Origin of the sequence: Curtobacterium sp. NPDC086286 (genome assembly GCF_044746255.1) — a bacterium.
In the GTDB taxonomy this organism is placed as follows: domain Bacteria; phylum Actinomycetota; class Actinomycetes; order Actinomycetales; family Microbacteriaceae; genus Curtobacterium.
In genome coordinates this window covers 183218-189722 of sequence record NZ_JBIVBW010000005.1, presented here as the reverse complement: position 1 = coordinate 189722, position 6505 = coordinate 183218, and the positions used below count along the sequence as shown (strand labels likewise).

Sequence of the window (6505 nt, the reverse complement as noted above, 5' to 3'; positions counted from 1 at the left end):
GCGGCCCGGGGGGGGGGGGGGCCCGGGGGGGGCGGGGGGGGGCCCCCCCCCCCGGGGGGCCCCCCCCCCCCGCGGGGGGGGGGGGGGGGCCCCGGCGCCCCCCCCCCCCCCCGTCCGTCGTCCGGTCGCCCCTACTGCTCCTGCCCCAGCGGCGGGATCGGGCGCAGCTCGCCCCAGGCGAAGGCACTCTCGGCGATGAAGTCCTGCAGGTCGTCGGCGATCTTCAGCAGCATCTCCGGTTCCCCGTCGCGGAGCCACAGCCACGAATCGCCGTCGTCCCCGGCGACCGACCAGGCGAGCGCCATCCCCTCGTCGGCGGCCTCGGTGTCGACCACCCGCCGCAGTCGTTCGGACCAGTCGCTGTACACCCAGAACTCTGCTCCCCTGAACTCGTCCGGGCGCAGCATCTGCTCGGCCACGGGACGGAACGCGGCGAGCAGCTCCCCCACGGTCATCACGACGGTCACGGCGCGAGCCTACGACCGGCGCAGCCGTGTCGGCACCCGCCGATAGGGTGTTCTGCATGACACGCCTGCGCCTCGCATCCGTCAACGTGAACGGCATCCGTGCCGCGTTCCGGAAGGGCATGGGCGACTGGCTCGCCACCCGCGACGTCGACGTGCTCGCCCTGCAAGAGGTCCGCGCGTCGAGCGACGACCTCGCCGGGCTCCTCGGCGACGAGTGGGACATCGTGCACGACCCCGCCACCGCGAAGGGTCGGGCGGGCGTCGCGATCGCCTCCCGCCACAGCGCGCACGTGCACCGCGTCGCGCTCGGTGCGGACGACTTCGACTCCGCCGGGCGCTGGCTCGAGGCCGACTACGAGATCGGCGGCACCACGGTGACGGTCGTCTCGACGTACGTGCACTCGGGCGAGGTGGACACCCCGAAGCAGGACGAGAAGTGGAAGTTCCTCGACGCGATGACCGAGCGGCTGCCGAAGCTCCGCGAGCACAACCCGCTCGCGGTCGTCGTCGGTGACCTCAACGTCGGGCACGACCAGCGGGACATCAAGAACTGGAAGGGCAACGTCAAGCGCGCGGGCTTCCTGCCGCGTGAGCGTGCCTACTTCTCGCGGTTCTTCGGCGAGCAGGGCGCTGAGGTCGAGGGCGCCGACGGCACCACCGGGCCCGGTCTCGGCTGGGTCGACGTCGGTCGCGCCCAGGCCGGCGACGTCGAGGGGCCGTACACGTGGTGGTCGTGGCGCGGTCAGGCGTTCGACAACGACACGGGCTGGCGGATCGACTACCAGATGGCGACCCCGGAGCTCGCCGCGAAGGTCACGCAGTACACGGTCGACCGCGCCGCCGCGTACGACCAGCGATGGTCCGACCACGCCCCCGTGGTCGTCGACTACGAACTCTGACCCGCACCCCCACACTTCTCCAGCACAGGACAGCACCATGACCAAGACGCGCATCTTCTCGGGCATCCAGCCCTCGGCCGGTTCCCTCCACCTCGGCAACTACATCGGCGCGCTCATGCAGTGGCGGACGCTGCTCGACGACTACGACGCCATCTACTGCGTCGTCGACATGCACGCGATCACGTCCCCGCAGGACCCGGCCGAGCTCCGCGCGAACACCCGGGCGACGGCCGCGCAGTACATCGCCTCAGGCATCGACCCGACCAAGGCGACGCTGTTCGTGCAGTCGCACGTCCCGGCGCACGCCGAGCTCGCGTGGGTGCTGAACACGCTCACCGGCTTCGGCGAGGCGAGCCGGATGACCCAGTTCAAGGACAAGTCCGCCCGGCAGGGCACCGAAGCCGCGTCGGTCGGGCTCTTCACGTACCCGATCCTGATGGCGGCGGACATCCTGCTGTACGACACGAAGGTCGTGCCGGTCGGTGACGACCAGCGGCAGCACGTCGAGCTCACCCGCGACCTCGCCGGGCGCTTCAACTCGCGGTTCGGCGACACGTTCGTCGTACCGGAGGCCCGGATCCTCACCGACACGGCGCGGATCTACGACCTGCAGGACCCGACGAGCAAGATGAGCAAGTCGGCCGCGTCCGACAACGGCCTCATCCGCCTGCTCGACGACCCGAAGCGCACCGCGAAGAAGATCCGCTCGGCGGTCACCGACACCGAGCGCGAGATCCGGGCCGACCGTCAGGCGAAGCCGGGCGTGACGAACCTGCTGTCGATCCTCTCGGCGTTCACCGGCACCCCGGTCGCCGCGCTCGAGGAGTCGTTCCAAGGCAAGGGCTACGGCGACCTGAAGGGCGAGGTCGCCGACGCCGTCGTGGCCGAGCTCGAGCCCGTGCGTGCCCGCACACTCGAGCTGCTCGACGACCCGGCCGAGCTCGACCGGCTCCTCGCCGTCGGCGCCGAGCGTGCCGAGTCGATCGCCGCCGAGACCCTCGCGAAGGTCTACGAGCGCATCGGCTTCGTGCCCCGCACCCGGCGCTGACCGTGCGCCCCGTCACGCTGTCGTCTGCCCGGGTGCACCTCGACGTGCCCACCCGGGCGGACGCGACGGCGATCACCGAGGCCTGCCAGGACCCGGACATCGTGCGCTGGACGACGATCCCCACGCCGTACACCGCCCGGGACGCCACGACCTTCGTCGACGCGCTCGTCGGTCCGGGGTGGGCCTCCGACCGCGAGTACACCTGGGCGATCCGTCGGACGGGGTCCACCTGGCTCGAGGGGATCATCGGGTACCGCACCGCGCGGCGGGACCTCGGCTTCTGGCTCGCACCCTCCGCACGCGGCGCCGGACTGATGCACGACGCCGTCGGCCTCGTGCTCGAATGGGCCTTCGCGCAGGGTGCGCCGGACGTGTACTGGGAGTGCTACGTCGGCAACACCGCCTCGGCCTCGGTCGCCCGTGCCGCGGGGTTCTCGTTCACCGGTACCGGCGACGCGCTCATCCCCGGGCGGGACGGCGCTCCGACGACGGCGTGGAAGGGGCTCCGCCGGGCCGACGGCGCGCCCGCGTCCGACCTGCCGTGGCCGGCCGAGACGACGACGGCACGCCCGGATGACGCGTCACCGACCGTTCGCGGATAGTCTCGGACCGTGACCGTCACCCCTCGGCCGTCGGACTCCGCGGCCTCCCCCGCAGCGCACCCCTCGGTCTCGCCGGCCGAGCTCCGTGCGATGCGCCGCGGCCTCGAGCTCGCGGCCCTCGGCCCCACGGTCGGTGACCACGTCCGCGTCGGCGCCGTGATCCTCTCCCCCGACGGAGCGGTCCTCGCCGAGGGCTGGCACAAGGGCGCCGGTACCCCGCACGCCGAGGTCGACGCGATGTCGAAGGTCGACCCCGCACACCTGGTCGGCGCGACCGCCGTCGTCACCCTCGAACCCTGCAACCACACCGGACGCACCGGTCCGTGCGCCGTCGCCCTGCTCGAAGCGGGGATCGGCCGCGTCGTGTACGCCGTCGAGGACCCCGGGCCGGCAGCCCACGGGGGTGCCGAGCGACTCCGGTCCGGCGGAGTCGACGTCGTCTCGGGCGTCCTCGCCGACGAGGTCGAGGACTTCCTCGAGCGCTGGCTCCTCTCGGTGCGCCTCGGACGCCCGTGGGTGACGGTGAAGTGGGCATCGAGCCTCGACGGCCGGGCCGCGGCGGCCGACGGCACGAGCCAGTGGATCACCGGTGCGGCCGCACGCCAGCACGTCCACGAACAGCGCGCCGCGCACGACGCGATCCTCGTCGGGACGGGCACGGTCCTCGCAGACGACCCGAGCCTCACCGCGCGGGGCGACGCCGGGGAACTCCTCGCCGACCAGCCCGTCCCGGTGGTGTTCGGCGACCGGCCGGTCCCCGACGACGCCGCGGTCCGCCGCCACCCTCGCGCCCTGCTGACGCTGTCCGGCCACGACCTCGCCGCCTCGCTCCACGCACTGCGGGACCACGGCGTGCACTCGGTGTTCGTCGAGGGCGGGCCCACCGTCGCCTCGGCGCTCATCGCGGCCGGTCTGGTGGACGAGTACCTCGTCTACCTCGCGCCCGTCCTGCTCGGCGGCCCCCGCGTTGCCCTCGGTGACGTCGGTGTGGGAAGCATCGGCGAGCGTCGCCGGTTGGACGTACTATCGACCACCAGCCTCGGCCCCGACCTGCTGGTCCGAGCACGACCCCACCGCGCACCCCGGCCGGCGGCGGCCGAGCCCGGGATCGCGGGGCCCCAGAACGACCGGAGCACCACATGACCGATGCACTCACCTCCCCCACCCCCGGGAGCCCGGTCCAGTTCGAGGTGTCGACGAACGTCCCGACCACGCACGGCACGTTCGAGATGCGCGCGTACCGCGACCTCGTGACGAGCGCCGAGCACGTCGCGATCATCGCCACCGGCCCGGACGGCGCAGCACCGCGCGACGGCGCCCTCGTCCGGGTGCACTCGGAGTGCCTGACGGGCGAGGCGTTCGGGTCCCTCAAGTGCGAGTGCGGCCCGCAGCTCGACGCCGCGCTCGACACGATCGCGGCCGAGGGCGGCGTCGTGATCTACCTCCGCGGGCAGGAGGGCCGCGGCATCGGTCTCATCAACAAGCTCAAGGCCTACCGCCTGCAGGAGGACGGCCTCGACACGCTCGACGCGAACCTCGCGCTCGGCCTCCCCGCCGACTCGCGGGCGTACGGCGGCGCGGCCGGCATCCTCGCCGACCTCGGCATCACCACCGTCCGCCTCCTGTCGAACAACCCGGAGAAGCGTCGCCAGCTCGAGGAGCACGGCATCACGGTCGAGAGCCTGGTGCCGCTGGTCGTCGGCGTCTCCGCGCAGAACGCGGCGTACCTCGACACGAAGCGCGACCGGATGGGGCACGAGCTCCCCGCGCACCTCGAAGCGGGCAGCCCGCTGGCCTGACCGAGCGCCGGCCCGACCCGGCCACGATCCAGCGGATTCGCAGGTTCACGACATCTGTCGTACGATGGTGGCCCCCGTCACAAGCGGTACACCACCACGAACCGAACGCACCCGATCAGTGCCCGCGCCACCCCGCGCGAACCGATCGGTGTCCGCCGTCCGGAACACCGCTGCGCTCCCCCGAGCGTCATCCACGGAGTCTCCTCACCCCATGTCCGCCGCACCGGCACCCGCATCCCCGAAGACCGCAGGCAACCCGCGCTCCCGCGTCGTGATCGCCAGCCTCGTCGGCACCTCCATCGAGTTCTACGACTTCTACGTCTACGCGACCGCCGCGGTCCTCGTCTTCCCGACGCTCTTCTTCCCGAACGAGGACCCGACGGCATCGCAGCTGTCCTCGTTCGTCACGTTCGCCCTCGCGTTCTTCGCCCGCCCGGTCGGGTCGATCATCTTCGGCCACTTCGGCGACCGCGTCGGCCGCAAGGCGACCCTCGTGGCGTCCCTGCTCGTGATGGGCACCGCGACGTTCCTCATCGGCTGCCTGCCGACGTTCGACTCGATCGGCATCTGGGCCCCGGTGCTCCTCGCCGTGATGCGCTTCGCCCAGGGCGTCGGGCTCGGTGGCGAGTGGTCGGGCGCGGCACTGCTCGCGACCGAGAACGCGCCGAAGGGCAAGCGCGGGGTGTTCGGCTCGATGCCGCAGCTCGGCGCCCCGATCGGCTTCCTGCTCGCCAACGGCCTGTTCATCGCGATCAACGCGGCGATGCCCGCCGGTGCCGACGGCACCCCGAACCCGGACTTCCAGGCCTGGGGCTGGCGACTCCCGTTCCTGCTGTCGGCCGTCCTGGTGATCGTGGGCCTCTACGTGCGGTTCAAGCTCGTCGAGTCCACGGTGTTCCGTGGCGTCCAGGAGTCCGGTTCGGTCGCCAAGGTCCCGCTCGGCCGGGTGTTCCGCACCTCGTGGCGCGCCGTGATCGTCGGCACCTTCGGCATGGTCGCGACCTACGTCCTCTTCTACTTCATGACGACGTTCACGCTGTCCTACGGCACCACGGGCGCCGAGGCCGGCCCCCTCGTCCCGAAGATCGGCCTCGGCTACACCCGTGGCGAGTTCCTCACGCTGCTCATGATCGGCGTCGTGTTCTTCGGCATCTTCACGCCGATCGCAGGCATCCTCGCCGACAAGTTCGGTCGTCGTCGCACGCTCATCCCGACCACGATCGGCATCGCGCTCTTCGGCCTGACGTTCCAGTTCTGGTTCGCCGCGTCGACCGGTCCGATCACGGTGGTGACGTTCCTGATCGTGGGACTGTCGCTGATGGGCCTGACGTTCGGTCCGATGGGCGCCCTGCTGCCGGAGCTCTTCCCGACGAACGTGCGCTACACGGGCTCGGCGATCGCCTACAACGTCGCGTCGATCCTCGGCGCCTCGCTCGCACCGACCATCGCGCTCGCGCTGTGGCAGCCGGACGGCAACATCTTCCTGGTCGGGCTGTACCTCACGATCGCCGCGGTCGTGACGCTCGTCGCCCTGTTCTTCATCCGCGAGACGAAGAGCGCCGCGCTCGACGCGGCGGACACCGCCGGTGAACCGGACGCAGCACCGGTGGACGCGCGCGCCTGACGCGACCCCCTGCACAGACGGGAGGCGCGGTGCCGGCTGGCACCGCGCCTCCCGTCCGTCGTCAAC

6 protein-coding genes and 1 pseudogene are annotated in these 6505 nt (G+C 72.0%); 6 read left to right on the top strand and 1 reads right to left on the bottom strand.

Annotation, left to right across the window (positions count from 1 at the left end; translation table 11 throughout):
* Positions 1-131 precede the first annotated feature (131 nt).
* Positions 132-467 (bottom strand): hypothetical protein, encoded by a 336-nt coding sequence (locus ACIPKM_RS11055; protein ID WP_071296538.1) that lies wholly within the window; start codon positions 465-467, stop codon positions 132-134.
* Positions 468-523: 56 nt separating this feature from the next.
* Here ACIPKM_RS11055 and ACIPKM_RS11050 point away from each other — a divergent pair, with 56 nt between their 5' ends.
* The 6 genes and pseudogenes from ACIPKM_RS11050 (at position 524) to ACIPKM_RS11025 (ending at position 6439) form a co-directional block, all read left to right on the top strand.
* Positions 524-1366 carry an exodeoxyribonuclease III gene (locus ACIPKM_RS11050; protein WP_071296540.1) on the top strand — a complete coding sequence of 281 codons (843 nt, stop codon included), beginning with the start codon at positions 524-526 and terminating at the stop codon, positions 1364-1366.
* Between the two features lie 37 nt (positions 1367-1403).
* Positions 1404-2414, top strand: coding sequence for a tryptophan--tRNA ligase (gene trpS / locus ACIPKM_RS11045; protein ID WP_070418426.1), 1011 nt, complete (start codon positions 1404-1406; stop codon positions 2412-2414).
* A gap of 32 nt (positions 2415-2446) precedes the next feature.
* Positions 2447-3016 carry a GNAT family N-acetyltransferase gene (locus ACIPKM_RS11040; RefSeq protein ID WP_402736726.1) on the top strand — a complete coding sequence of 190 codons (570 nt, stop codon included), beginning with the start codon at positions 2447-2449 and terminating at the stop codon, positions 3014-3016.
* 90 nt (positions 3017-3106) lie between these two features.
* The gene (ribD, locus tag ACIPKM_RS11035; protein WP_402736780.1) at positions 3107-4159 is read left to right on the top strand and encodes a bifunctional diaminohydroxyphosphoribosylaminopyrimidine deaminase/5-amino-6-(5-phosphoribosylamino)uracil reductase RibD; all 1053 of its coding nucleotides are present in this window, start codon (positions 3107-3109) and stop codon (positions 4157-4159) included.
* A 29-nt stretch (positions 4160-4188) separates the two neighbouring features.
* Positions 4189-4815: pseudogene (ribA, locus tag ACIPKM_RS11030) on the top strand (GTP cyclohydrolase II); the annotation flags it as partial.
* Between the two features lie 211 nt (positions 4816-5026).
* Positions 5027-6439, top strand: coding sequence for an MFS transporter (locus ACIPKM_RS11025; RefSeq protein WP_070418423.1), 1413 nt, complete (start codon positions 5027-5029; stop codon positions 6437-6439).
* The last annotated feature ends 66 nt before the right edge of the window (positions 6440-6505 follow it).

Excerpts from the sequence above, each read along its gene's own strand:
- ACIPKM_RS11050 (WP_071296540.1), top strand. The coding sequence starts at position 524 with ATGACACGCCTGCGCCTCGCATCCGTCAACGTGAACGGCATCCGTGCC.
- trpS (WP_070418426.1), top strand. The coding sequence starts at position 1,404 with ATGACCAAGACGCGCATCTTCTCGGGCATCCAGCCCTCGGCCGGTTCC.
- ribD (WP_402736780.1), top strand. The coding sequence starts at position 3,107 with ATGCGCCGCGGCCTCGAGCTCGCGGCCCTCGGCCCCACGGTCGGTGAC.
- ACIPKM_RS11025 (WP_070418423.1), top strand. The coding sequence starts at position 5,027 with ATGTCCGCCGCACCGGCACCCGCATCCCCGAAGACCGCAGGCAACCCG.